Raw genomic sequence first — 21,723 nt, forward strand, 5'->3', positions numbered from 1 at the left:
CAAGCTCTTTCAGCGCTTCGTCGCTGGGAGTGGTGCGCATTATAGGGACTTCAGAATGCCCGTCAACGACTTTTTGAAACTTTTCTGAAAAAGCTGTCCGAGCGATCAATTTGCAACCAGTGAGGCCTCGCCAGCCAGGCGCTCCTGGCGCAGCAGGAAGCAACCGGTGAGGAAGCCGACCAGGCACAACGCGGCCACATAGTAGGCAGGGCCCATGGGGTCTTCCTTCATCAGCAGCGCCACGACCATTGGAGTGAGACCTCCGAAGATGGCGTAGGACAGGTTGTAGGAGAAGGACAGGCCGCTGAAGCGCACCACCGGCGGGAAGGCCTTGACCATGACGTAGGGCACGGCGCCGACGATGCCCACGCACAGGCCGGCCAGCGCATATAAAGGGAAGAGCCAGTCCGGGTGGGTCTTCAGGCTGCTGTAGAAGAACCATGAGGTCGCGCCCAGCAGCAGGCTGCCGCCGATGAAGGTACGCCCGCCACCGATGCGGTCGACGATGCGCCCGGCGAGGATGCAGCCCGCGGTGAGGAAGATGATCGCCAGACTGTTGGCCTTGAGCGCGGTGGCCGCCGGGACGCCGTAGACCGACTGCAGCACGGAGGGCGTCATGAGGATGACCACGACGATGGCCGCCGACAGCAGCCAGGTGAGCAGCATGGAGATGGCCACCGCCGGACGGTGCTCGCGCACCACCACGCCCAGGGGCACCTCGTCGGCCAGTTGCTTGCGTTGCTGCAGCTCGGCGAACACCGGGGTCTCGTGCAGCCAGCGGCGCAGGTAGACGGAGAACAGGCCGAAGATGCCGCCGAGCAGGAAGGGGATGCGCCAGGCATAGGCCAGCACTTCGTCGGCGTTGTAGAAGCTGTTGATCGCCGTGGCCATCAGCGAGCCGATGAGGATGCCGGCGGTCAACCCTGCGGTCAGGGTGCCACAGGCGAAGCCGACGTTGCGCGCCGGCACGTGTTCGGAAACGAACACCCAGGCCCCGGGCACCTCGCCGCCGATGGCAGCGCCCTGCACCACGCGCAGCAGCAACAGGGCCAGCGGCGCCCAGATGCCGATCTGTTCGTAGGTCGGCAGCACACCCATGAGCAGCGTGGGCACCGACATCAGGAAGATACTCAGGGTGAACATCTTCTTGCGCCCGAGCAGATCGCCGAAGTGAGCCATGACGATGCCGCCCAGCGGCCGCGCCAGGTAGCCGGCGGCGAACAGGCCGAAGGTCTGCAGCTGGCGCAGCCACTCGGGCATGTCGGCGGGGAAGAACAGCTTGCCCACCACCGTGGCGAAGAACACGAAGATGATGAAGTCGTAGAACTCCAGGGCGCCGCCCAGGGCGGAAAGGGACAGGGTCTTGTAGTCGCTGCGGGTCAGCGGACGGGCAGCGGTGGTATTCGCAGAAGGCATCGCAAGGCTTCTCGGCAGGTTGGCGGCGCTGACAGGGAGCGCCGAAGGCGAACCATGGTAAATGGGAGCGCGTCAGCGCAACATTGTCATCAGGCATTCTGCGGTCGCTGCCGCAGGCCGGCCTCTATATAATGCCGATGCGACATGCGCGGGGTCGGTCAGAAAGCTGTCCCAAGTTTCTGTAGGAAACCACTTTTACAGGACTCTTGGGAGAGCTTTTCCTTTCCTTGAATCGAGACCGTCGGGGCACGAGGCCCTTACCTATGATCGAGCTTGAACAAGAAGACCCCATTCCGCAGGGCGACCTGGCGCTGCAGATCACCGCGCTGCCGCGCGAGACCAATGGTTTCGGCGATATCTTCGGTGGCTGGCTGGTGTCGCAGATGGACCTCGCCGGCACCGCCATGGCCAGCCGCATCGCCGGCGGCCGCGTAGCCACGGTAGCGATCGACCGCATGGCCTTCCTGGTGCCGGTGGCGGTGGGCGCGCAGCTGTCCTTCTATACCCAGACGCTGGAGGTCGGGCGCAGCTCGATCCGCATGCTGGTGGAAGTGTGGAGCGACGATCCGCTGTCCAGCGAGTGGCGCAAGGTCACCGAGGCGGTGTTCGTGTTCGTGGCCATCGATGGCAGCGGGCGGACGCGGCCGGTGCCGCCGCGGCGGGGGTGAGGGTTATCCTCGTTCGGAGTGGTGAATAGTTCCGCTCCATCCTGATATCGCGTTTCCCTCTCCCTGAAGGGAGAGGGGGCCGTTCGGCGCATCCGGGGAAATTCAGTGTCAGCCGGCGACGCCCAAAGATTCAGGCGCTATCCACTCTGATAGCGCCCTTCCCTTCTCTAGCTCAAGCCCGCGTCGGCTTGCCGCGTACCGGCGCGCCGTTGGCCTTGTAGTAGTCCGCGGTGCTGCGCGGCAGCGGCTGGCGGCCGCGGATGCGGTCGGCGATCTTCTCGGCGATCATGATGGTGGTGGCATTGAGGTTGCCGGTGATGATCAGCGGCATGATCGACGCATCCACCACGCGCAGCCCCTGCATGCCGTGCACGCGGCCCTGGGCGTCGACCACTGCCATGTCGTCCTCGCCCATCTTGCACGAGCAGGAGGGGTGGAAGGCGGTTTCCGCGTGCTCGCGGACGAAGGCGTCCAGCTCGGCGTCGCTCTTCTTGTCCAGCCCCGGGCTCAGTTCGCGGCCGCGGTAGGCGTCCAGCGCCGGCTGCGCCATGATCTCGCGGGTGATGCGGATGGCGTCGCGGAACTCCTGCCAGTCCTGCTCGCTGGACATGTAGTTGAAGAGGATGCTCGGGTGCTTGCGCGGGTCGCGCGAGGTCAGCTGGATGCGCCCGCGGCTGGGCGAGCGCATGGAGCCGACGTGGGCCTGGAAGCCGTGCTCCTTCACCGCGTTGCTGCCGTTGTAATTGATCGCCACCGGCAGGAAGTGGTACTGGATGTTCGGCCATTCGAACTCGTCGCGGGTGCGGATGAAGCCGCCGGCCTCGAACTGGTTGCTGGCGCCCAGGCCGGTGCCGAGGAACATCCATTCCGCGCCGATCTGCGGCTGGTTCCACCACTGCAATGCCGGGTACAGCGACACCGGTTGCTTGCAGGCGTATTGCAGGTACATCTCCAGGTGGTCCTGGAGGTTCTGGCCGACGCCCGGCAGGTCGTGCACCACTTCGATGCCCAGGTCGCGCAGCACGGTCGCCGGGCCGACGCCGGAGCGTTGCAGCAGCTGCGGCGAGGCGATGGCGCCAGAGCACACCAGCACTTCGCGACGCGCGCGCGCCTCTTTCGGCGCATTGTCGTCCCCCAGCAGGTAGCTGACGCCGATTGCGCGCTTGCCGCTGAACAGGATGCGGTCGCTCAGGGCGTGGGTGACGATGGTCAGGTTGGCGCGCTCGCGGGCCTGGTCCAGGTAGCCGCGGGCGGTGCTGGCGCGGCGGCCCTGGGGGGTCACGGTGCGGTCCATCGGGCCGAAGCCTTCCTGCTGGTAGCCGTTGAGGTCTTCGGTACGCGGGTAGCCGGCCTGCACGCCGGCCTCGACCATGGCGTGGAACAGCGGGTTGTTGCCAGCCTTGGGCGTGGTCACGCTGACCGGGCCGTCGCCGCCATGGTAGTCGTTGGGGCCGATGTCGCGGGTCTCGGCCTTGCGGAAGTACGGCAGGCAATCGAGGTAGGTCCAGTCTTCCAGGCCCTTCTCTTTCGCCCAGCCGTCGAAGTCCATGGCGTTGCCGCGGATGTAGCACATGCCATTGATCAGCGAGGAGCCGCCCAGGCCCTTGCCGCGCCCGCACTCCATGCGGCGGTTGTTCATGTGCGGCTCGGGGTCGGTGAGGTAGGCCCAGTTGTAGCGGCGGCCCTGCAACGGGTAGGCCAGCGCGGCGGGCATCTGGGTGCGGAAGTCGGCGCGGTAGTCCGGGCCGCCGGCTTCGAGCAGCAGCACGCTGACGTCCGCGTCCTCGGTCAGGCGGGTGGCGAGGACGTTACCGGCGGAACCGGCGCCGATGATGATGTAGTCGTATTCCTGGGTCATGCAGGCCTACCTCTTTTTCTGGGCACGACACCGCCCGCGACGCATGGCGCGCCGGTGTCTGAAGGTCGGAAGGCCGGTCGTCGTGGCGACCGGCCGCTCAGGGCTCGATCGCGGTGGTCAGAACACCGAGGCGTAGTCGCCCAGCTCTACCTGCACGGATTTGATCCGAGTGTAATGAGCCAGGGTGGTCAGGCCGTTCTCGCGACCGACGCCGGATTGCTTGTAGCCGCCCACCGGCATTTCCGCCGGCGACTCGCCCCAGGTGTTGATCCAGCAGATGCCCGCCTCCAGGCGGTGGATCACCCGGTGGGCGCGGGCCAGGTCCTGGGTGACGACGCCGGCGGCCAGGCCGTATTCGGTGTCGTTGGCGCGGCGGATGACTTCGTCTTCGCTGTCGTAGACGAGGATGCTCATCACCGGGCCGAAGATTTCCTCACGGACGATGGTCATGTCGTCACGGCAGTCGGTGAACACAGTCGGCGCGACGTAGGCGCCATTGCCGAACTCACCCTCGGTGACGCGCTCTCCGCCGCACAGCAGGCGGGCCTTCTGCTCCTTGCCGGCCTGGATGTAGCCGAGCACGCTCTCCATGTGCGGGAAGCTGACCAGCGGGCCGAAGTTGGTGTTCTCGTCCTGCGGGCTGCCCAGGCGGATGCGCCTGACGCGCTCCAGCACCTTCTCCTCGAAGCGCGCCTGCAGGCTGCGCGGGACGAACACGCGGGTGCCGTTGGTGCAGACTTGGCCGGAACTGAAGAAGTTGGCCATGACGGCGATGTCGGCGGCGCGGTCGAGGTTGGCGTCGTCGAAGATGATCAGCGGCGACTTGCCGCCCAGCTCCATGGTGACTTCCTTGAGCGAGGAGCTGGAGGCGCTGGCCATGACCTTCTTGCCGGTGGAGGTGCCGCCGGTGAAGGAGATCTTCTCGATCAGCGGGTGCTCGGTCAGCCACTGGCCGACCTCGCGGCCGCTGCCGGTGAGCACGTTGAACACGCCGTCGGGCAGGCCGGCCTCGGTGTAGATTTCGGCCAGCTTGAGCACGCTCAGCGGGGTGACCTCGCTGGGCTTGAAGATCATCGCGTTGCCCGCGGCCAGGGCCGGGGCGGATTTCCACAGGGCGATCTGGATCGGGTAGTTCCAGGCGCCGATGCCGGCGACCACGCCCAGCGGCTCGCGGCGGGTGTAGACGAAGCTGCTCTCGCGCAACGGGATCTGCTCGCCTTCGATGGCCGGGACCAGGCCGGCGTAATACTCGAGCACGTCGGCGCCGGTGACGATGTCGACGTTGCGCGTCTCGGCCAGCGGCTTGCCGGTGTCCAGGGTTTCCAGCTCGGCCAGCTCGTCGTTGCGCTGGCGGAGGATGTCCACGGCGCGGCGCAGGATGCGCGAGCGCTGCATGGCGGTCATCGCCGCCCAGACCTTCTGGCCTTCGACGGCGCTGGCGACGGCGCGCTCGACGTCTTCCTTCGAAGCCCGCTGCACCAGGGCGAGGACCTCCCCGTTGGCCGGGTTGACGGTCTCGAAGGTGGCGCCACTGGTGGCCTCCACGTAGCGGCCGCCAATGTAGAGCTTCTGAACGTCGAATCGAGCCATGGGTCGGTTGTCCTCTCTTATGGTCTGTGCACGAAGGCCGCGCCCGCTATCCGGTGCGCTTGGCCAGTTGTTGGTCGAGATAGTCGTAGGCGATAGCCAGCGCCTGCTCGGTGTCGAAGGCATCGCCCGACAGCGCGCCGCGCAGCCACAGGCCGTCGATCAGCGCGGCCAGGCCACGGGCGGCGCGGCGCGCCTGGTCCAGCGGCAGCTCGCGGCGGAACTGGCAGCACAGGTTGGAATACAGCCTGTGGTCGTTGATCCGCTGCAGCCGGCGCAGGGACGGCTGGTGCATGCTGCTAGCCCAGAACGCCAGCCAGGTCTTCATGGCCGGGCCGTTGACCTGGCTGTTGTCGAAGTTGCCGGCGACGATCGCCCGCAGGTGGGCGCGCGGATCGTCGGTTCGCAGGCTAGCGCGACGCTCGCGCACGGCCTTGCTCAAAGCCGACATCAGATGCCGCATCGTCGCCTCCAGGAGGCCATTCTTGTCCTGGAAGTAGTGGCTGATGATGCCGTTGGAGACCCCCGCCAGGCGGGCGATCAGGGCGATGCTGGCGTCGCTCATGCCAACCTGGTCCACGGCCTCGAGGGTGGCGTGGATCAGTTGCGAACGGCGAATCGGCTGCATACCGACCTTGGGCATATTGATATATCTCCTCACGCGGGACGTGGCTGTGCCGTCCGGCGTCACTGTGGGCCAGTCTATTTTGTTTTTATTGAACGTTCAATCAACTAAGAATAAGCTGCGCTCCGTGAACCTCCCCGAGCCTTTGCGTGCAAGCGGGCCCGAGCCGTTCATCACCGCGATGCGTCCAAACCGGCAAGGATCGCAGAATCCTGCCCGGAAGTGTCGCGGCGGCAATGCTGTGTCTGTGGTTCGCGGCCCGTCGCCGTGCCTCGCGCACTGTCGCCGGCCGCCATGCGTTCACTGCCATGGGGTCCCCCTGAAAAATGAGTTCTGCTTCGCCAAGAAAAACAAACGAGCAGGCCCGTCTGAACCCGATCGTGTTCTTCGGCTCCACCGCCCTGATCCTGGTTCTGACCGCCATCCTGATCTTCTTCCCGGACAGCGCCGGCGCCGCCCTGGCCCGCACCCAGGCCTGGCTGTCGCACAGCTTCGGCTGGTACTACATGCTGGCCATCGGGGCCTACCTGTTCTTCGTCGTGTGGGTCGCCTTCTCGCGCTACGGCACGCTGAAGCTCGGCGCCGACCATGAGAAGCCCGATTTCAGCTACGGCGCCTGGGCCGGCATGCTGTTCTCCTCGGGGATCGGCATCTCGCTGCTGTACTTCGCCGCGTCCGAGCCGATCGACCACCTCTACCACCCGCCCGAAGGCGTCGCCGGCAGCCCGCAGGCGGCGCGCCAGGCGCTGCAGCTGACCTTCCTGCACTGGGGCCTGCACGGCTGGGCGATCTATGCCCTGGTCGGCCTGGCCGTGGGTTACTTCGCCTACCGCCACCGCCAGCCGCTGGCCCTGCGTTCGGCGCTGCTGCCGATCCTCGGCGAGCGCTGGGTGAAGGGCGCCGGCGGCCACGCAGTGGACATCTTCGGCATCTTCGTCACCCTGCTGGGCCTGGTCACCAACCTGGGGATCGGCGCGCTGCAGGTGTCCTCCGGCCTGGAATACCTGACCGGCATGGAGCACTCGAAGACCACGCTGCTGATCGTACTGCTGGTGATGAGCCTGGTGGCCACCCTGGCGGCGGTCTCCGGCATCGAGAAGGGCATCCGCCGGCTGTCCAACCTGAACATCGTGCTGTTCAGCTCGCTGCTGGTGTTCGTGCTGGTCTGCGGCTCGACCCTGGAGCTGCTCAACGGCTTCGTGCAGAACCTGGGCGACTATCTCAACGGGCTGATCCTCAAGACCTTCGACCTCTACGTCTACACCGGCGGCAGCGCCGCCAAGAGCGAGGAATGGCTGGGCCTATGGACCCTGTTCTACTGGGCCTGGTGGATTTCCTGGGCGCCCTTCGTCGGCATGTTCGTGGCGCGCATCTCCCGCGGGCGCACGGTGCGCGAGCTGGTCTGCGGCGTGCTGCTGATCCCGCTGGGCTTCACCCTGGCCTGGCTCTCGGTGTTCGGCAACAGCGCGCTGGACCTGGTGATGAACCACGGCGCCGCCGACCTCGGCAAAGCCGCCCTGGAGCAGCCGTCGATGTCGATCTACCTGCTGCTGGAGCACTACCCCTTCGCCAAGGTGGTGATCGGCGTGTCGATCTTCGTCGGCTTCGTGCTGTTCCTCACCCCGGCGGACTCCGGCTCGGTGATGCTGGCCAACCTGTCCCGCGAGGGCGGCGACCTGGACGAGGACGCGCCGAACTGGCTGCGCATCCTCTGGTCGGCGATCGTCACCCTGGTGACCATCGGCCTGCTGTTCGCCGGCAACTTCACCGCCATGCAGACGGTGGTGGTGCTGGCCGGGCTGCCCTTCTCGGCGGTGCTGGTCCTGTTCATGTTCGGCCTGCACAAGGCCATGCGCGCCGACTACGAGCGCCTGCACGGCAAGCGCCCGGAGACCGGCGGCGAGCTGGCGGCCGGCTGATCCAAGGCTCCCCGGTGGCGTCCCGCCCGACGCCACCTGCCTGCCCATGGCAGGCCCTTTCGCCCGGCCCTCGCGCCGGGCTTTCTTTTAGCTCCGGCTCTTCGTAGGAGCGAGCTTGCTCGCGAATCCTCTCGGCACGCGGCCCGTTCGCAAGCAAGCTCGCTCCTACGAAAAGCGTCCTCTGGCGCGGGGCTGCTATGGTTTCTGGCGAACCCCGCTGGAGAAACCCATGAACGATCATCCCCTGTGGCAAGCCCTGGGCCGGCACTGGAAATGGATCGCCCTGCGCGGCGTGGCCGCGGTGCTGTTCGGCGTGCTGGCCATCGCCTGGCCGGGCATCGCCCTCACCGTGCTGGTCATCGTCTGGGGCGCCTACGCCTTCGTCGACGGCGTGTTCACCCTGATCGCCGCGGCCAGCATGCGCGAGTCGCAACGGCCGATCTGGCCGCTGTGGCTGGTCGGCGCGCTGGGCGTGCTGGCTGGGCTGGTGGCGCTCTTCTGGCCGGCGCTGACGGCGCTGGGCCTGCTGATGCTGATCGCCGGCTGGGCGCTGGCCACCGGCGTGCTGCAGATCATCGCCGCCTTCCGCCTGCGCAGGAGCCTGGCCAACGAATGGTGGCTGGGGCTGTCGGGCGCGCTGTCGGTGCTGTTCGGCGTGCTGATGATCGCCAACCCCGGCGCCGGCGCGGTGGCGGTGGTCTGGGTGATCGGCGCCTACGCGCTGTTCTTCGGCGTGCTGCTGATCCTGCTCGCGCTGCGCCTGCGCAAGACCTCGACCTTCGATGCCTGAAGCGCGCGACTGGTGCCTGTGGCGCCTGGACGACAACGGCAACCGCTTCGTCGTGCGCCGCGGCCTGAGCCGCGACGAAGCCGAGGCCCTGGCCCTGGAGTACCAGGGCCGCGGGCACAGGCAGACCTACTGGGCCGAGCGCGAGGAAAAGCCCCGAGGCTCTTCGTAGGAGCGAGCTTGCTCGCGAACGGTGCCGCAACGGGGGCGGGGGTTCGCGAGCAAGGACTAGGCGTCCCCCTCGCTCCTACGAAAGCGGGAGGTGCCAGGCCTTGCGCAGGGCCTTCAGGGCTTCGGCTATGCGCGCCTCGGGCACGGCGGCGAAGCCCATGACCAGGCCGGCGCGCTCGTCTTCAGGCTCCGTCGACTCGGGCAGCCAGTAGTCGCTCAGCGCGTTGATCTCCACCCCGGCCTGCAACGCGCGCTCCACCAGCCAGCGCTCGCGCTCGCGGCTTTCCACCCGCACGCACAGGTGCAGCCCCGCCTCCACCGGCGGCATGGGCGCGCAGCCGGGCACCTCCGGCCAGTCGCGCAGCAGGGCGTCGCGCCGCGCCCGGGCGGCCCGGCGCATGCGCCGCACGTGGCGCTGGAAGTGGCCTTCGGCGATGAAGTCGGCCATCACCCGCTGGGTGCCGACCTCCGAATGCCGCACGTCGAGGGCGCGGCGGCGGGCGAAGGCCTCGGCCAGGGCCGGCGGCACCACCAGGTAGCCCAGGCGCAGCGCGGGGAAGGCGATCTTGCAGAAGGTGCCGACGTAGAGCACGTGTTGCTGGCGGTCGAGCGCCGCCAGCGGCATCAGCGGGGTGCCGGCGTAGCGGTACTCGCCGTCGTAGTCGTCCTCGACTATCCAGCCGCCGCTGCGCTCGGCCCACTCCAGCAGGGCCAGGCGCCGCGCCAGCGACAGGGTGACGCCGGTGGGGTACTGGTGCGAGGGGGTGAGGTAGACCAGCCGGCAGTCCGGCAGCTCGCGCAGTTGCTCGGTGCGCAGGCCCTCCCCGTCCACCGCCACCCCGTGCAGGTGCGCGCCGGCGGTGGCGAAGGCATGGCCGGCGGCGCGGTAGCCGGGGTTCTCGATGGCCACGTGGTCGCCCTCGGCGAGCAGTACCTGGGCGCACAGGGCGATGGCCTGCTGCGCACCGCTGGTGACGATTATCTGCCCCGCCTCGCAGTGCAGGCCGCGCGCGCTGCGCAGGTAGGCGGCGATCAGCTCGCGCAGGCGCCATTCGCCGGCGGCGTCGCCATAGCCCAGGCAGTCCGCCGGCGGCTCGCGCCAGAAACGCGCCTGCAACCTCGCCCAGGTCTCGAAGGGAAACAGGTCGAAGGCCGGCACGCCGACGCGGAAGGCCCGCGGCGCGCCTTGCGGCGGCCTGGGCAGGTGGTGCCGTTGCAGGCGCTCCAGAGCCGCCACCTCGGGCACCTTGCCGGGTTGCGGGGTGGGCGCGCTGCGCGGCTGCACACGTTCGGCGACGTAGGTGCCATCGCCGGTGCGACCTTCGATGTAGCCCTCGGCGTAGAGCTGCTCGTAGGCGCGCACCACGGTGTTGCGCGACACACCCAGGGCGGCGGCCAGGTCACGGCTGGCCGGCAGCCGCGAGCGCGCGGCGAGGCGGCCGTCGAGGATGCGTTCGCGCAGCGCCTGGAACAGCTGCTGGCCCAGCCCCCTGGCAGGGTCCAGGCGGATGCCGGACGGGTCGAAAGGCAGCGGGGCGTTCATGGCGGGCTCCGGAAATGGCTCCTCGAATTGGACCATGAATGGCTCTTTAGCGGAACCAATTCCCGCTCTAGTCTGGAGCCAGACCCCAAGGACAAAGGCCACCCCATGACCGCACCGCTCGAAATCCGCCTCGTCGGCGCCGACGACCACGCCGCCTGGCTGCCGCTCTGGCAGGGCTACCAGCGCTTCTACAAGACCGTGATCGACGACGCCACCAGCGCCGTCACCTGGCAGCGCTTCCTCGACCCCGCCGAGCCCATGCACGCCGCCCTCGCCTGGCGCGACGGCGAGGCCATCGGCATGGTCCACTACATCTTCCACCGCTCCTGCTGGACCCAGGGCGACTACGTCTACCTGCAGGACCTCTACGTCCATGAAGGCCTGCGCGGCGGCGGCGTCGGCCGCGAGCTGATCGAGCACGTCTACGTCGCGGCCCGTGAGGCCGGTGCCTCGCGGGTGCACTGGCTGACCCACGAGACCAATACCGACGCCATGCACCTGTACGACCGGATCGCCGACCGCTCCGGCTTCGTGCAGTACCGCAAGATCCTCTGACCGGAGCGCGACCATGACCGACACCCAACCCGCCCTGCACTGGCAAGCGGTGCCCGCCCCGGCCCGGGAAACCCTTAACGGCCGCTACCTTGACCTGGAGCCGCTGGACGCCGCGCGCCACGGCGGCGACCTGTGGGAAGCCCTGCAAGGCCCGGAATCCGACCCCGTGCTGTGGGACTACCTGCCTTACGGCCCCTTCCCCGAGCGCGCCGCTTTCGATGCCTGGACCGCCGGCAACGCCGCCAGCGCCGACCCGCAGTTCTACGCCGTGCGCGAGCGCAACAGCGGCCGCGTCACCGGCTTGCTGAGCTTCCTGCGCATCACGCCCAAGGACGGCGTGATCGAGATCGGCCACATCGCCTTCGGCCGCGTCATGCAGCGCAGCCCGGCCTCCACCGAGGCGGTGTACCTGCTGGCCCGGCGCACCTTCGAACTGGGCTACCGGCGCCTGGAATGGAAGTGCAACGCGCTGAACGCCCGCTCCATGCGCGCCGCCGAGCGCCTGGGCTTCACCTACGAGGGCACCTTCCGCCAGCACATGGTGATCAAGGGCCGCAACCGCGACAGCGCCTGGTTCTCCATCCTCGACAGCGAGTGGCCGGTGCGCCAGGCGGCCTTCGAAGCCTGGCTCGACGCGGCCAACTTCGACGCCCAGGGGCGCCAGAAGCGCAGCCTGGAAAGCCTGCGCCAGGGCTGAAAAAAGCCTTTTCGGGGAACTGCCCGGCCGCCGGGGGATCGGTGATACTGAATCCTTTCCCCTTGCTGTGCCGGAGGCCCCCCATGAGCAGCCCATACACCACTCCCCGCGTCGAACAGACCACCATCGACGAGCTGCCCTGCTGGCGCATCCACACCGAGTTCGGCGAAGCGCTGATCGCCCAGCAGGGCGCCCAACTGCTCAGCTACCAGCCCCACGAGCAGCCGCCGCTGGTGTGGCTCAGCGAGCAGGCCTGCTACAAGCGCGGCCAGTCCCTGCGCGGCGGCGTGCCGGTGTGCTGGCCGTGGTTCGGCGACCTGGCGCGCAACCCGGTGCAGGTGCGCACCGAATACGCAGGCGACCAGCCGCCGGCCCACGGCCTGGTACGCGGCATCGACTGGCAACTGGAGGACATCGCCGACGAACAGGGCGCGCTGGCCGTGCACTGGAAGCTCGACGCCCAGCATGGCCTGCCGGGCTGGGCCCACTCCGCCGAACTGAGCCTGGTGATGCGCTTCGGCGAACGCCTGGGCCTGGAACTGACCACCCGCAACCTCGGCGACAAGCCGCTGGCCCTGAGCCAGGCGCTGCACACCTACTTCGCCGTCAGCGACGTTCGCCAGGTGAGCGTCGACGGCCTGCAGGGCTGCCGCTACATCGAGACGCTGGAGAACTGGGAGGAACGCCGCCAGGACGGCCTGGTGCGCATCCAGGGCGAGACCGACCGCATCTACCTGGACGTCGACCGGCCCCTGGTGATCCGCGATCCGCAGTGGCAGCGCGGCATCCACATCCAGGCCGGTCACTCGCGCTCGGCGGTGCTGTGGAACCCCTGGGTGGACAAGGCGCAGCGCCTGTCGCAGTTCGCCGACGATGCCTGGCAGCGGATGTTGTGCATCGAGACGGCAAGGGTCTGGGACGATGTGCTGAGCGTGGCGCCGGGGCGTAGCGAGACGATGAGTGTGGAGATCTGGAGCGAGGGGCTGGAGGGTTAGGGCCGCGCTTTTCGTAGGATGAGTTGAGCTTGCGAAACCCATGCGGTGGTGGTGATGGGTATCGCTTCGCTCAACACCATCCTACGGGGCCTTGTGCTTGCCCAAGTGAATGGGGTCTGTCGGCCAGGTTCGGTGCTTGGCCTGAAGAGCGCCCTCTCCCTAACCCTCTCCCTGAAGGGAGAGGGGACCGTTGGGCAGACGCTGATGCTTTGGAGTCAGCCGGCTAGCACAGAGATTGCCGGCTGAAACCATTCCTTCTCTCGGCACGGACAAGCCCCCTCTCCCTTCGGAGCGGGGCGCGCAGCCAGGGCTGGGGAGAGGGAACGGAGTCAATCCGAAACACCAATACTTCCGGGAAACACCGTTCGCGAGCAAGCTCGCTCCTACGAAGAGCGAAGAGCCAGGCCTACAGATCACTATCCTGCACAGCCCGCACCTTGGCCTCGTCCATCGCATAGGCCGCATCCGCCATGTCGTTGCTGACCTTCTCCACCTTCAGCTTGCCGGTCACCCACAGCGGGCTGTAGATGTCGTCGATCTTCATGCCCTTGGGGTAGCGCACCAGCACGATCTGGTTCGGCGGCGGCGGCGGTACGTGGATGCAGGCGCCCGGGTAGGGCACCAGGAAGAATTCGGTGACGCGGCCCTTGGCGTCGTTCTCCAGGGGCACCGGATAGCCGCCGAGGCGGATCTGCTTGCCGTCCAGCGCGGCGACCGTCTTGGTCGAGAACATCACCTGCGGCAGCTTGCCCTTCTGCTTCAAGCCGCCCTGTTTCTGGGTGAAGGTGCCGGCGGCTTCCGGGCTGTTGTGGTCGATCTCGGGCATTTCCTCCAGCGCCTTGCGGTCGCTGGGCGGCATCAGTTGCAGCCAGTCGGTTTCCGGGATGTCGGCGGCATGGGCCAGGCCGGTGAGCAGCACGAGGCTGCAGGCGAGCAGGGTACGGCGCATGAATGGGCTCTCGGGCGCCGGCAGCGGGCGCCCACGCAACGGGAAGACGGCGGATGACCTTCACCGCCCGCCCGGGCCGGGCGAGCGGGAATCGGCGCACATTCTTGGGGATCGCCGGGCAAATGACCAGCGCGAAGCGCTACCCGGCGTAGAGCCTCAGTTCTTCTTCACGAAGGCGTAGATGACCAGCAGGATCACCGCGCCGACCACCGCGCCGATGAACCCGGCGGTCTGCCCGGCCTGGTAGATGCCCAGGGCCTGGCCACCATAGGTGGCCAGCAGCGAGCCGCCGATGCCCAGCAGAATGGTCATGATCCAGCCCATGCTGTCGTCCCCCGGCTTCAGGAAACGGGCGATGAGGCCGACGATCAGGCCGATGACGATGGTTCCGATTAAACCCATGGCTTTCCCTCCTGTGGGTGGACGCGCCAACCGGCGCGTCCTTGTCTGACAGTGTAGGAAAGCCTGGCGTTCCGCGCGGCCGCCCGCCATGAGAAGCGGGCGGCCGAGCGCGTCAGCTCTTGCCGATAAGGGCTTCGACTTCGCCGATGCGCGCCTTGAGGGTGGCCAGGTCCTTGCTGCGCAGGGTGGCGTGGCCGACCTTGCGCCCGGCCTTGAAGGCCTTGCCGTAGTGGTGCAGGTGGCAGTCGGCGATGCTCAGCACCTTTTCCACCGGCGGTACTTCGCCGATGAAGTTGAGCATGGCGCTCTCGCCCACCTTGGCGGTGGAGCCCAGCGGCAGGCCGGCCACGGCGCGCAGGTGGTTCTCGAACTGGCTGCACTCGGAGCCTTCGATGGTCCAGTGCCCGGAGTTGTGCACGCGCGGGGCGATCTCGTTGGCCTTCAGGCCGCCGTCCACCTCGAAGAACTCGAAGGCCAGCACGCCGACATAGTCCAGCTTGTCCAGCACGCGGCCGACGTAGTCCTCAGCCAGCTTCTGCAGCGGGTGCTCGCTGCTGGCCACGGACAGGCGCAGGATGCCGTTCTCGTGGGTGTTGTGCACCAGCGGGTAGAAGCGCGTCTCGCCGTCGCGGGCGCGCACCGCCACCAGCGAGACTTCGCCGGTGAAGGGCACGAAGCCTTCGAGGATGCAGGGCACGCTGCCCAGTTCGGCGAAGGCGCCGGCCACGTCCTCGGGCTTGCGCAGGACCTTCTGGCCCTTGCCGTCGTAGCCCAGGGTGCGCGTCTTGAGCACCGCCGGCAGGCCGATGCTGGCCGCGGCGGCGTCGAGGTCGGCCTGGGACTGGATGTCGGCGAAGGCCGGGGTGGGAATGCCCAGGTCCTTGAACATCGACTTCTCGAACCAGCGGTCGCGGGCGATGCGCAGCGCCTCGGCACTGGGGTACACCGGGACGAACTGCGAGAGGAAGGCCACGGTCTCGGCCGGCACGCTCTCGAACTCGAAGGTCACCAGGTCCACTTCGTCGGCCAGCTGGCGCAGGTGGTCCTGGTCGCTGTAGTCCGCGCGGATGTGCTCGCCCAGAGCCTGGGCGCAGGCGTCCGGCGCCGGGTCGAGGAAGGCGAAATCCATGCCCAGCGGGGTGCCCGCCAGGGACAGCATGCGGCCCAGCTGGCCGCCACCGATGACACCGATCTTCATGGTTCTGCTCAGGCCTCGCGGGGGTCGGGGTTGTCCAGCACCGAGGTGGTCTGCTCGGTGCGGAAGCGCTTGAGCGCGTCGTGGTATTGCGGGTGCTTGCCGCCGAGGATGCTCGCCGCCAGCAGCGCGGCATTGATGGCGCCGGCCTTGCCGATGGCCAGGGTGGCGACCGGCACGCCGCCGGGCATCTGCACGATGGACAGCAGCGAGTCGACGCCCGAGAGCATGGACGACTGCACCGGCACGCCGAGCACCGGCAGGTGCGTCTTGGCCGCGCACATGCCCGGCAGGTGGGCGGCGCCGCCGGCGCCGGCGATGATCACCTCGATGCCGCGGCCTTCGGCCTCTTCGGCGTACTGGAACAGCAGGTCCGGGGTGCGGTGGGCGGAAACCACCTTCACTTCATGGGGGATGCCCAGCTTGTCCAGCATGTCCGCGGTGTGACTAAGGGTGCTCCAGTCGGACTTGGAGCCCATGATCACGCCAACCAGTACGCTCATCGTCGTGCCTCTTGGTGGTGCGCGTGCCGCGCGTCAAAAACCAACAAGCCACGCATTCCGGTCCCGGGCGTGGCTTGTACATGGACGAACCGACGAGCGGGGCCGGTTCGGAGGCGGCGCAGTATACCGCAAGGCCGCGCCGTTCGTGGAGTCCGTGCGCGGGCCGTTGGGCGGGTGCTACCAAGGGATGAGGCGCGCGGTCCTTGCTCCAGCTCAATATCGCCTAGGCTCAAGGGCTCAGACTGATGCAACCCGCGGCGCAGACCGGTTTTCGCCCGCCCCCCGTTCGTTTGCACAAGGAGAGCTTGCCATGTCCTCGACCCTGCCCCAGACCATGAAAGCGGCAGTGGTGCACGCCTTCGGCGCGCCGCTGCGCCTGGAAGAAGTGAAGGTGCCGCTGCCCGGCCCCGGCCAGATACTGGTGAAGATCGAGGCCTCCGGCGTCTGCCACACCGACCTGCACGCCGCCGAGGGCGACTGGCCGGTGAAGCCGAGCCTGCCGTTCATTCCCGGCCACGAGGGCGTCGGCTACGTCGCCGCGGTGGGCGCCGGGGTGACCCGGGTGAAGGAAGGCGACCGCGTCGGCGTGCCCTGGCTGTACACCGCCTGCGGCTGCTGCGAGCACTGCCTGACCGGCTGGGAAACCCTCTGCACGCAGCAGCAGAACACCGGTTACTCGGTGAACGGCGGCTACGCCGAATACGTGCTGGCCGACCCGAACTTCGTCGGCCACCTACCCAAGGGCATTGGCTTCACCGAAATCGCCCCGATCCTCTGCGCGGGCGTTACCGTGTACAAGGGCCTGAAGGAAACCAAGGCACGCCCCGGCCAGTGGGTGGCCATCTCCGGCATCGGCGGCCTGGGTCACGTCGCGGTGCAGTACGCCAAGGCCATGGGCCTGCACGTGGTGGCGGTGGACGTGGACGACGCCAAGCTGGAGCTGGCACGCAAGCTCGGCGCCAGCCTGACCATCAACGCGAAGAAGGAAAACCCGGTGGAGGTGGTCCAGCGCGACATCGGCGGCGCCCACGGCGTGCTGGTGACGGCGGTGTCCAACAGCGCCTTCGGCCAGGGCATCGGCATGGCCCGCCGCGGCGGCACCATCTCCCTGGTCGGCCTGCCGCCGGGCGACTTCCCCACGCCGATCTTCGACGTGGTGCTCAAGGGCCTGCACATCACCGGCTCCATCGTCGGCACCCGCGCGGACCTGCAGGAGGCGCTGGACTTCGCTGGCGAGGGGTTGGTGAAGGCGACGGTGAGCGCCGGGAAGCTGGAGGATATCAACGGGATTTTCGACAAGATGCGGGCAGGGGAAATCGAGGGGCGGATTGTGGTGGAGATGTAGGCGCCTAGCTCTTGCTCACGAAAGGTGTTTCCCGACGGCTCTAGTGCGTTGGGTTAACTCCGCCCCCTCTCCCCAGCCCTCTCCCTGAAGGGAGAGGGGGCTTGTCCGTGCCGAGAGAAGATATGGTTTCAGCCGGAAACCGACGGAGTTGCCGGCTGACTCCAGAACACCCAGCCCTGCCCAACGGTCCCCTCTCCCTTCAGGGCGGGGCGCGCAGCCGAGGATTAGGGAGAGGGGGCTCTTCAGGTCAAACACCGAGCCCAACCGGCAGAACCCCGTTCGCGAGCAAGCCCGCTCCTACGAAAAGACCCTCCCGTCAAAACTCCACGGTGGTGGAAACCTCGAACTGCCGCGGCTCGCCCACCGCGACGTAGAGGTTGTTCGCCGCCGACGGGTAGTACTCGCGGTTGAAGACGTTCTTCACATTGAACTGGAAGCCAACGTTGTGCCCGCCCAGCTGGGTGTCGTAGCTGGCGAAGGCATCGGCCACCGTGTAGGACGGCAGCTCGAAGGAATTCGCCGGATCGCCCGCGCGCTTGCCCACGTAGCGGGCGCCGCTGCCCAGGCGCAGCCTGTCGCCGCCGAAGAGGCTGCCGGCGTCGTACACCGCCGATAGCGAGGCGGTCTGCTTGGCCACGTTCTGCAGGCGGTTGCCTTCCAGCTCCGGGTCCTCGGTGACTTCCGCGTCCAGCCAGGCGTAGCTGCCCAGCAGGCTCCAGCGTTCGCTGAGCTGGCCGGCCAGGTCCAGTTCGGCGCCGTAGCTGCGCACCTTGCCGGCGGTGCGCACCACGGTGTCGCCGTTGGCGTCGAGCTGGTTGACCATGACGTTGCGCTTGCGGATGTCGAAGAACGCCAGGTTGCCGCTGATGCGCCCGGGAATATCCATTTTCGCGCCGATCTCCCAGGAACTGGCTTCCTCCGGCTGAATCGCCGAGTCGATCACCTGGCCGGTGGACAGCGGCGCGATGGTCGAGTTGGGCTTGAACGAGCGGGTGTAGCTGCCGTACAACGAGAACTGGTCGTCGAAGCGGTAGACCACGCCGGCGCGCGGCACCCACTTCTGCCCGTTCAGGTCGGTGTTGGCCTTGAACGGCCGGCCGCGGCCGGCGTACTGGTCGAACATCTGGTAGCGCCCGCCGGCGACCAGGATCCAATGCTCGTCCAGGTGCCAGGAATCCTGCAGGAACAGCGAGTCGCTGCGCAGCTTGTCGGTCTGGTCGCTGTCGCCGGGGCTGACGTCGGTGGCCGGCGACACCTGGCCGTAGGCCGGGTCGTTGTAGTCCAGGGTGTTGGTCCTGCTGCTGCGGATCAGGTCGGCGCGGTAGATCTTGCGCTTCTCGCTGTCCATGCCCAGCACCAGCTCGTGGCGGAAGCCGCCCAGCTGCACGTCGCCCAGCAGCGAGGCGGTGGCGAAGCTGTCGCTGCTCACCGCGCCGTGGGTGCCGTCGACGCGGCGGGTGACGGTGCCCCTGGCGCTGTTCACCGCGGTCACCCGCGCCTGGTTGTCGTCATAGGTCTCGCGGGTCCAGCCGTAGGCCAGGTGCGCCTTCCACTGCTCGTCGAGCTGGTGCTCGATGTCCAGGCGGGTCAGGTCGGAGCGGCCTTCGGTGATGTTGAAGGGCTCGTCCAGGCGGCGGGTGCGCGGCAGGTCCAGGGGCTTGTTGGTCCGGGGGTCGATGGCGGTGCCGCGGTCGAAGGGCGTCTTGAACTCGCGGTGCTCGTAGCCGAGTGTGACGGTGGTGGCCTCGCCGAACCAGGCCAGCGAGGGCGCCACCAGGGTTTCGCGCTGCTGGCCGAAGTCGCGCCAGTAGTTCTCGTCCTGGTGGTCGACGATCAGCCGGTAGGCCAGCGGCGTGTCGCCGATGCCGCCGGTCGTGTCGATCTGCGCGCCGCTGCCCTGCTTGCCGTGGGCGTAGGTGGAGCCGCGCAGGGTCACGGCGTTGTATTGCTCGAGCTGCGGCTTCTTGCTCACCACGTTGACCACCCCGCCCGGGTCCTGGATGCCGTAGAGCAGCGAGGCCGGGCCCTTGAGCACTTCGACGTGGTCGGCCGTGGCGGTGAGGTTGCGGCCCAGCACCGAGGGCAGGCCGTCGCGCATGATGGAGCCGTCGCGGTTGTCGCCGAAGCCGCGCTTCATCACCGCGTCCTGGGTGCCGCCGAGGGTGTTGGCCTGGGTCACGCCGCTGATGTTGTTCAGCGCGTCGTCGAGGTTGCGCGGCTTCTGGTCGCGGATCGCCTGGGCCGGCACCGTGACGATGCTCTGCGGGGTTTCCATCAGCGCGGTGCCGGCGCGGTTGATCGAGCTGAACGGCGCCGGCTGGTAGCTCTGTTCGGCATTGGCCAGCGCCGAGACGGTGGTGGCGTCCAGGCTCAGGGCGTCGGCGGGGATGCGTTCGAGGGTGACGCTGCGCCCGTCCAGCGGGCGGAAGCGCAGGCCGGAGCCGGCCAGCAGGCGCTCCAGGGCCTCGGCGGCGCTGTACTGGCCGCGCAGCGCCGGCGCCTGCAGGGCGTAGGGCGCCTCCTCGGTGTAGACCACGCTGAGCCCGGTGACGCGGCTGAATTCGCTCAGCGCCTGGGGCAGCGGCTGTGCCGCCAGGGCGAAGGCGTAGCGCGACTGCAGGCTGGCGGCGGCCGGTTCGGCGGCCTGCACCGGCAGGTTCGCGACGCCGGCCAGGGCGCCGAGCAGGGCGAGGGTCAGGGGCTTGAGGGTGGAACGGGGACGCTGCGCTTTCATGGGCTTCTCGGGACTCGAAGGACGGATTGCAACTGCGAATACATCGCATTCATATCCACTACACGGAGCAGCCCCTCAGGTACCTCAGTGCCCGGCGGAAAAATTTTTCGCGGCTCAGCGGATCAGCACGAAACGCCCCAACAGATGCTGCTGGCGGAAGCCCACCACGGCCTGCAGCGAATCCAGCGCCGCCTGCGGGTCGTGGCTGGGGAAGCTGCCGCTGACGCGGCGCTGCGCCAGCTCGTCGTCGAGCAGCAGGATGCGCCCGGCGTACCAGGGCGCCAGGCGCTCCAGCACCTCGCCCAGCGGCGCGCGGTAGAAGGTCAGCCAGCCCTGGCGCCAGGCCAGCGCGGCGCGGCCGTCGGCGGCCTCGGGGGCGCCCAGGGTGGCGCCGAAGCTCACCCGCTCGCCGGCGCCCAACACCACTTCCGGCGCGCCCACGGCCCGGCTGGCGCGCACCGCCACGCGGCCCTCGGCCACGGTGACGCGGGCCTGGTCGCCCAGCCGGCGGACTTCGAATTCGGTGCCCAGCACCTGCGCCTCGCCCTCGCCCACCCGCACCACGAAGGGCTTGGCCAGGTGTTGCACGGCGAAGGAGGCGGCGCCGCGCAGCAGTTCGACGCGGCGCTGCTCGCCGTCCAGGGACACGGCCACGGCGCTGTCGGCGTCGAGCGTCAGGGTGGAGCCGTCGGCCAGCTTCACCTCGCGGACTTCGCCCGGCGCGCTGACGTAGTCGGCGGCCAGGTCGGCGTACCAGTGCCCCGGCTGCCACCAGCCGCCGGCCCAGAGCATCAGCAGCAGGCAGGCGGCGCTGGCCAGCGGGTAGAGCCAGCGCCGCGGGTTGCCCTGCCGGCGGCCACGCGGCGGGCGCTGCATGGCGTCGAGGTAGCCCCGCAGGGTGTCGCCCTCCTCCGCCGCCAGGCGCCGCGCCGGGCCCTCACTGGCGCGCCACAGCGCCTCGGCCTCGGCGTAGGCCTCGGCATGTTCCGCGGCCTCGTCCAGCCAGCGCCGCAGCGCCCCGGCATCCGCCTCGCCGCCGTGCACGCGCGCCAGCCACAGGCGCGCCTGGCGCCGGGCGTCGGCCGGGAGGGTCGGGGTGTCAGGCGTCATGGCGTGGGGCTCCGCTGCGGGCGGCCGGTTCGGCGGGCTCCAGGCTCGCCTTGCAGGCATCGAGGGCGCGCATCATATGTTTTTCCACGGCGCTGCGGGTAACCCCCATGGCCTCGGCGATCTCGCCGTAGGTGCGGCCGTGCACGCGGCTGAGCAGGAACACGTGGCGGGTGCGCTCGGGCAGCGCGCGCAGGGCCTGTTCGACGCGCTCCAGCTCGGCACCGGCCTGCACGGCCTGTTCCGGCGAGGGCTGCGCGGCGTCCTCGTCGGGTAGCAGCACGCTCAAGGTGCGGCCGCGGGAATCCTCGCCGCGCAGGTGGTCGATGGCCAGGTTGCGCGCGCTGCGCAGCAGGTAGCTGCCCATCTCCTCCACCGGCGCCTGGGGGCGTTTCCAGAAGCGCAGGAAGAGTTCCTGGACCAGGTCCGCCGCGGTCGCCCGGCAGCCCACGCGGCGGCGCAGCAGGGCCTCCATGCGCGGGCGCTGGCTGAGGAACACGCGCAGGAAGTCCTCGCGCCCCGCGCTTTCGCCGGGCGCCGTCGGTTCGGCCGCGGGCGGCCGGACGGGGGACTCGTGGTCGGACATGGACTGCGGGCTCGCCAGCGGTCCGCGCCGGGGCCGGCGCGAGGGGAAGCCCCCTGGCAAAGGCGCAAATGATAATGCTTA

20 protein-coding genes are annotated in these 21,723 nt (G+C 68.6%); 8 read left to right on the top strand and 12 right to left on the bottom strand.

Going from position 1 to position 21,723, the window contains the following annotated elements:
* Positions 1-105: 105 nt before the first annotated feature.
* Entirely contained in the window at positions 106-1,416 is a 1,311-nt protein-coding gene (locus tag ACTWJ5_RS31270; protein WP_253412457.1) for an MFS transporter, read from the bottom strand.
* Positions 1,417-1,679: 263 nt separating this feature from the next.
* Between ACTWJ5_RS31270 and ACTWJ5_RS31275 the strand changes: the two genes are divergently transcribed.
* Positions 1,680-2,084, top strand: a complete 405-nt coding sequence (locus tag ACTWJ5_RS31275; RefSeq protein WP_009614218.1) for an acyl-CoA thioesterase — start codon at positions 1,680-1,682, stop codon at positions 2,082-2,084.
* A 172-nt stretch (positions 2,085-2,256) separates the two neighbouring features.
* Here the strand turns inward: ACTWJ5_RS31275 and betA are convergent, their stop codons facing one another.
* From betA to betI, 3 genes are all read right to left on the bottom strand, one after another.
* Positions 2,257-3,942, bottom strand: a complete 1,686-nt coding sequence (betA, locus tag ACTWJ5_RS31280; RefSeq protein WP_253392455.1) for a choline dehydrogenase — start codon at positions 3,940-3,942, stop codon at positions 2,257-2,259.
* A gap of 117 nt (positions 3,943-4,059) precedes the next feature.
* Entirely contained in the window at positions 4,060-5,532 is a 1,473-nt protein-coding gene (betB, locus tag ACTWJ5_RS31285; RefSeq protein WP_444437183.1) for a betaine-aldehyde dehydrogenase, read from the bottom strand.
* Between the two features lie 46 nt (positions 5,533-5,578).
* A complete protein-coding gene (betI, locus tag ACTWJ5_RS31290) occupies positions 5,579-6,172 on the bottom strand; it encodes a transcriptional regulator BetI (protein WP_043270284.1) in 594 nt (197 codons plus the stop codon).
* A 362-nt stretch (positions 6,173-6,534) separates the two neighbouring features.
* On the opposite strand from betI, the gene ACTWJ5_RS31295 reads away from it, so the two are divergent.
* The 3 genes from ACTWJ5_RS31295 to ACTWJ5_RS31305 all read left to right on the top strand — a co-directional run bounded on the left by ACTWJ5_RS31295 (position 6,535) and on the right by ACTWJ5_RS31305 (position 9,032).
* A complete protein-coding gene (locus ACTWJ5_RS31295) occupies positions 6,535-8,073 on the top strand; it encodes a BCCT family transporter (RefSeq protein ID WP_074986090.1) in 1,539 nt (512 codons plus the stop codon).
* 229 nt (positions 8,074-8,302) lie between these two features.
* Entirely contained in the window at positions 8,303-8,863 is a 561-nt protein-coding gene (locus tag ACTWJ5_RS31300) for an HdeD family acid-resistance protein (protein ID WP_074986091.1), read from the top strand.
* On the top strand, positions 8,856-9,032 hold the full coding sequence (locus tag ACTWJ5_RS31305; protein WP_444437184.1) for a hypothetical protein: 177 nt from the start codon (positions 8,856-8,858) through the stop codon (positions 9,030-9,032). Before ACTWJ5_RS31300 ends, ACTWJ5_RS31305 begins: the two co-directional genes overlap by 8 nt.
* Before the next feature lie 75 nt (positions 9,033-9,107).
* Here ACTWJ5_RS31305 and pdxR read toward each other — a convergent pair whose 3' ends face one another.
* Entirely contained in the window at positions 9,108-10,574 is a 1,467-nt protein-coding gene (gene pdxR, locus ACTWJ5_RS31310; protein ID WP_444437185.1) for a MocR-like pyridoxine biosynthesis transcription factor PdxR, read from the bottom strand.
* Positions 10,575-10,679: 105 nt separating this feature from the next.
* Between pdxR and ACTWJ5_RS31315 the strand changes: the two genes are divergently transcribed.
* The 3 genes from ACTWJ5_RS31315 to ACTWJ5_RS31325 all read left to right on the top strand — a co-directional run bounded on the left by ACTWJ5_RS31315 (position 10,680) and on the right by ACTWJ5_RS31325 (position 12,821).
* Positions 10,680-11,129 (top strand): GNAT family N-acetyltransferase, encoded by a 450-nt coding sequence (locus ACTWJ5_RS31315; protein ID WP_444437186.1) that lies wholly within the window; start codon positions 10,680-10,682, stop codon positions 11,127-11,129.
* A 13-nt stretch (positions 11,130-11,142) separates the two neighbouring features.
* On the top strand, positions 11,143-11,826 hold the full coding sequence (locus ACTWJ5_RS31320; protein ID WP_444437187.1) for a GNAT family N-acetyltransferase: 684 nt from the start codon (positions 11,143-11,145) through the stop codon (positions 11,824-11,826).
* An 83-nt stretch (positions 11,827-11,909) separates the two neighbouring features.
* Complete coding sequence (locus tag ACTWJ5_RS31325) at positions 11,910-12,821, top strand: D-hexose-6-phosphate mutarotase (RefSeq protein WP_444437188.1); 912 nt, start codon at positions 11,910-11,912, stop codon at positions 12,819-12,821.
* A gap of 406 nt (positions 12,822-13,227) precedes the next feature.
* On the opposite strand, the gene ACTWJ5_RS31330 is transcribed toward ACTWJ5_RS31325, so the two are convergent.
* From ACTWJ5_RS31330 to purE, 4 genes are all read right to left on the bottom strand, one after another.
* Positions 13,228-13,770 carry a DUF3299 domain-containing protein gene (locus ACTWJ5_RS31330; protein ID WP_074986096.1) on the bottom strand — a complete coding sequence of 181 codons (543 nt, stop codon included), beginning with the start codon at positions 13,768-13,770 and terminating at the stop codon, positions 13,228-13,230.
* Positions 13,771-13,926: 156 nt separating this feature from the next.
* Positions 13,927-14,172: a GlsB/YeaQ/YmgE family stress response membrane protein gene (locus ACTWJ5_RS31335; protein ID WP_074986098.1), complete on the bottom strand. Its 246-nt coding sequence runs from the start codon at positions 14,170-14,172 to the stop codon at positions 13,927-13,929.
* 112 nt (positions 14,173-14,284) lie between these two features.
* Positions 14,285-15,370 carry a 5-(carboxyamino)imidazole ribonucleotide synthase gene (locus ACTWJ5_RS31340; RefSeq protein ID WP_444437189.1) on the bottom strand — a complete coding sequence of 362 codons (1,086 nt, stop codon included), beginning with the start codon at positions 15,368-15,370 and terminating at the stop codon, positions 14,285-14,287.
* An 8-nt stretch (positions 15,371-15,378) separates the two neighbouring features.
* The gene (gene purE, locus ACTWJ5_RS31345) at positions 15,379-15,870 is read right to left on the bottom strand and encodes a 5-(carboxyamino)imidazole ribonucleotide mutase (protein WP_009614245.1); all 492 of its coding nucleotides are present in this window, start codon (positions 15,868-15,870) and stop codon (positions 15,379-15,381) included.
* Between the two features lie 310 nt (positions 15,871-16,180).
* Between purE and adhP the strand changes: the two genes are divergently transcribed.
* Positions 16,181-17,215: an alcohol dehydrogenase AdhP gene (gene adhP, locus ACTWJ5_RS31350; RefSeq protein ID WP_009614247.1), complete on the top strand. Its 1,035-nt coding sequence runs from the start codon at positions 16,181-16,183 to the stop codon at positions 17,213-17,215.
* A 316-nt stretch (positions 17,216-17,531) separates the two neighbouring features.
* Here adhP and ACTWJ5_RS31355 read toward each other — a convergent pair whose 3' ends face one another.
* From ACTWJ5_RS31355 to ACTWJ5_RS31365, 3 genes are all read right to left on the bottom strand, one after another.
* Positions 17,532-19,949, bottom strand: coding sequence for a TonB-dependent siderophore receptor (locus ACTWJ5_RS31355; protein WP_444437190.1), 2,418 nt, complete (start codon positions 19,947-19,949; stop codon positions 17,532-17,534).
* A 114-nt stretch (positions 19,950-20,063) separates the two neighbouring features.
* Entirely contained in the window at positions 20,064-21,059 is a 996-nt protein-coding gene (locus ACTWJ5_RS31360; protein ID WP_253392472.1) for a FecR family protein, read from the bottom strand.
* Complete coding sequence (locus tag ACTWJ5_RS31365; RefSeq protein WP_074986107.1) at positions 21,049-21,642, bottom strand: RNA polymerase sigma factor; 594 nt, start codon at positions 21,640-21,642, stop codon at positions 21,049-21,051. Before ACTWJ5_RS31365 ends, ACTWJ5_RS31360 begins: the two co-directional genes overlap by 11 nt.
* Between the last annotated feature and the right edge of the window lie 81 nt (positions 21,643-21,723).

Origin of the sequence: Pseudomonas sp. A6 (genome assembly GCF_052367875.1) — a bacterium.
Taxonomy (GTDB): domain Bacteria; phylum Pseudomonadota; class Gammaproteobacteria; order Pseudomonadales; family Pseudomonadaceae; genus Pseudomonas; species Pseudomonas citronellolis.

Coding starts and splice junctions, on each gene's coding strand:
- ACTWJ5_RS31270 (WP_253412457.1), bottom strand. CDS start 1,416: ATGCCTTCTGCGAATACCACCGCTGCCCGTCCGCTGACCCGCAGCGAC.
- ACTWJ5_RS31275 (WP_009614218.1), top strand. CDS start 1,680: ATGATCGAGCTTGAACAAGAAGACCCCATTCCGCAGGGCGACCTGGCG.
- betA (WP_253392455.1), bottom strand. CDS start 3,942: ATGACCCAGGAATACGACTACATCATCATCGGCGCCGGTTCCGCCGGT.
- betB (WP_444437183.1), bottom strand. CDS start 5,532: ATGGCTCGATTCGACGTTCAGAAGCTCTACATTGGCGGCCGCTACGTG.
- betI (WP_043270284.1), bottom strand. CDS start 6,172: ATGCCCAAGGTCGGTATGCAGCCGATTCGCCGTTCGCAACTGATCCAC.
- ACTWJ5_RS31300 (WP_074986091.1), top strand. CDS start 8,303: ATGAACGATCATCCCCTGTGGCAAGCCCTGGGCCGGCACTGGAAATGG.
- ACTWJ5_RS31305 (WP_444437184.1), top strand. CDS start 8,856: ATGCCTGAAGCGCGCGACTGGTGCCTGTGGCGCCTGGACGACAACGGC.
- pdxR (WP_444437185.1), bottom strand. CDS start 10,574: ATGAACGCCCCGCTGCCTTTCGACCCGTCCGGCATCCGCCTGGACCCT.
- ACTWJ5_RS31315 (WP_444437186.1), top strand. CDS start 10,680: ATGACCGCACCGCTCGAAATCCGCCTCGTCGGCGCCGACGACCACGCC.
- ACTWJ5_RS31320 (WP_444437187.1), top strand. CDS start 11,143: ATGACCGACACCCAACCCGCCCTGCACTGGCAAGCGGTGCCCGCCCCG.
- ACTWJ5_RS31325 (WP_444437188.1), top strand. CDS start 11,910: ATGAGCAGCCCATACACCACTCCCCGCGTCGAACAGACCACCATCGAC.
- ACTWJ5_RS31330 (WP_074986096.1), bottom strand. CDS start 13,770: ATGCGCCGTACCCTGCTCGCCTGCAGCCTCGTGCTGCTCACCGGCCTG.
- ACTWJ5_RS31335 (WP_074986098.1), bottom strand. CDS start 14,172: ATGGGTTTAATCGGAACCATCGTCATCGGCCTGATCGTCGGCCTCATC.
- ACTWJ5_RS31340 (WP_444437189.1), bottom strand. CDS start 15,370: ATGAAGATCGGTGTCATCGGTGGCGGCCAGCTGGGCCGCATGCTGTCC.
- purE (WP_009614245.1), bottom strand. CDS start 15,870: ATGAGCGTACTGGTTGGCGTGATCATGGGCTCCAAGTCCGACTGGAGC.
- adhP (WP_009614247.1), top strand. CDS start 16,181: ATGTCCTCGACCCTGCCCCAGACCATGAAAGCGGCAGTGGTGCACGCC.
- ACTWJ5_RS31355 (WP_444437190.1), bottom strand. CDS start 19,949: ATGAAAGCGCAGCGTCCCCGTTCCACCCTCAAGCCCCTGACCCTCGCC.
- ACTWJ5_RS31360 (WP_253392472.1), bottom strand. CDS start 21,059: ATGACGCCTGACACCCCGACCCTCCCGGCCGACGCCCGGCGCCAGGCG.
- ACTWJ5_RS31365 (WP_074986107.1), bottom strand. CDS start 21,642: ATGTCCGACCACGAGTCCCCCGTCCGGCCGCCCGCGGCCGAACCGACG.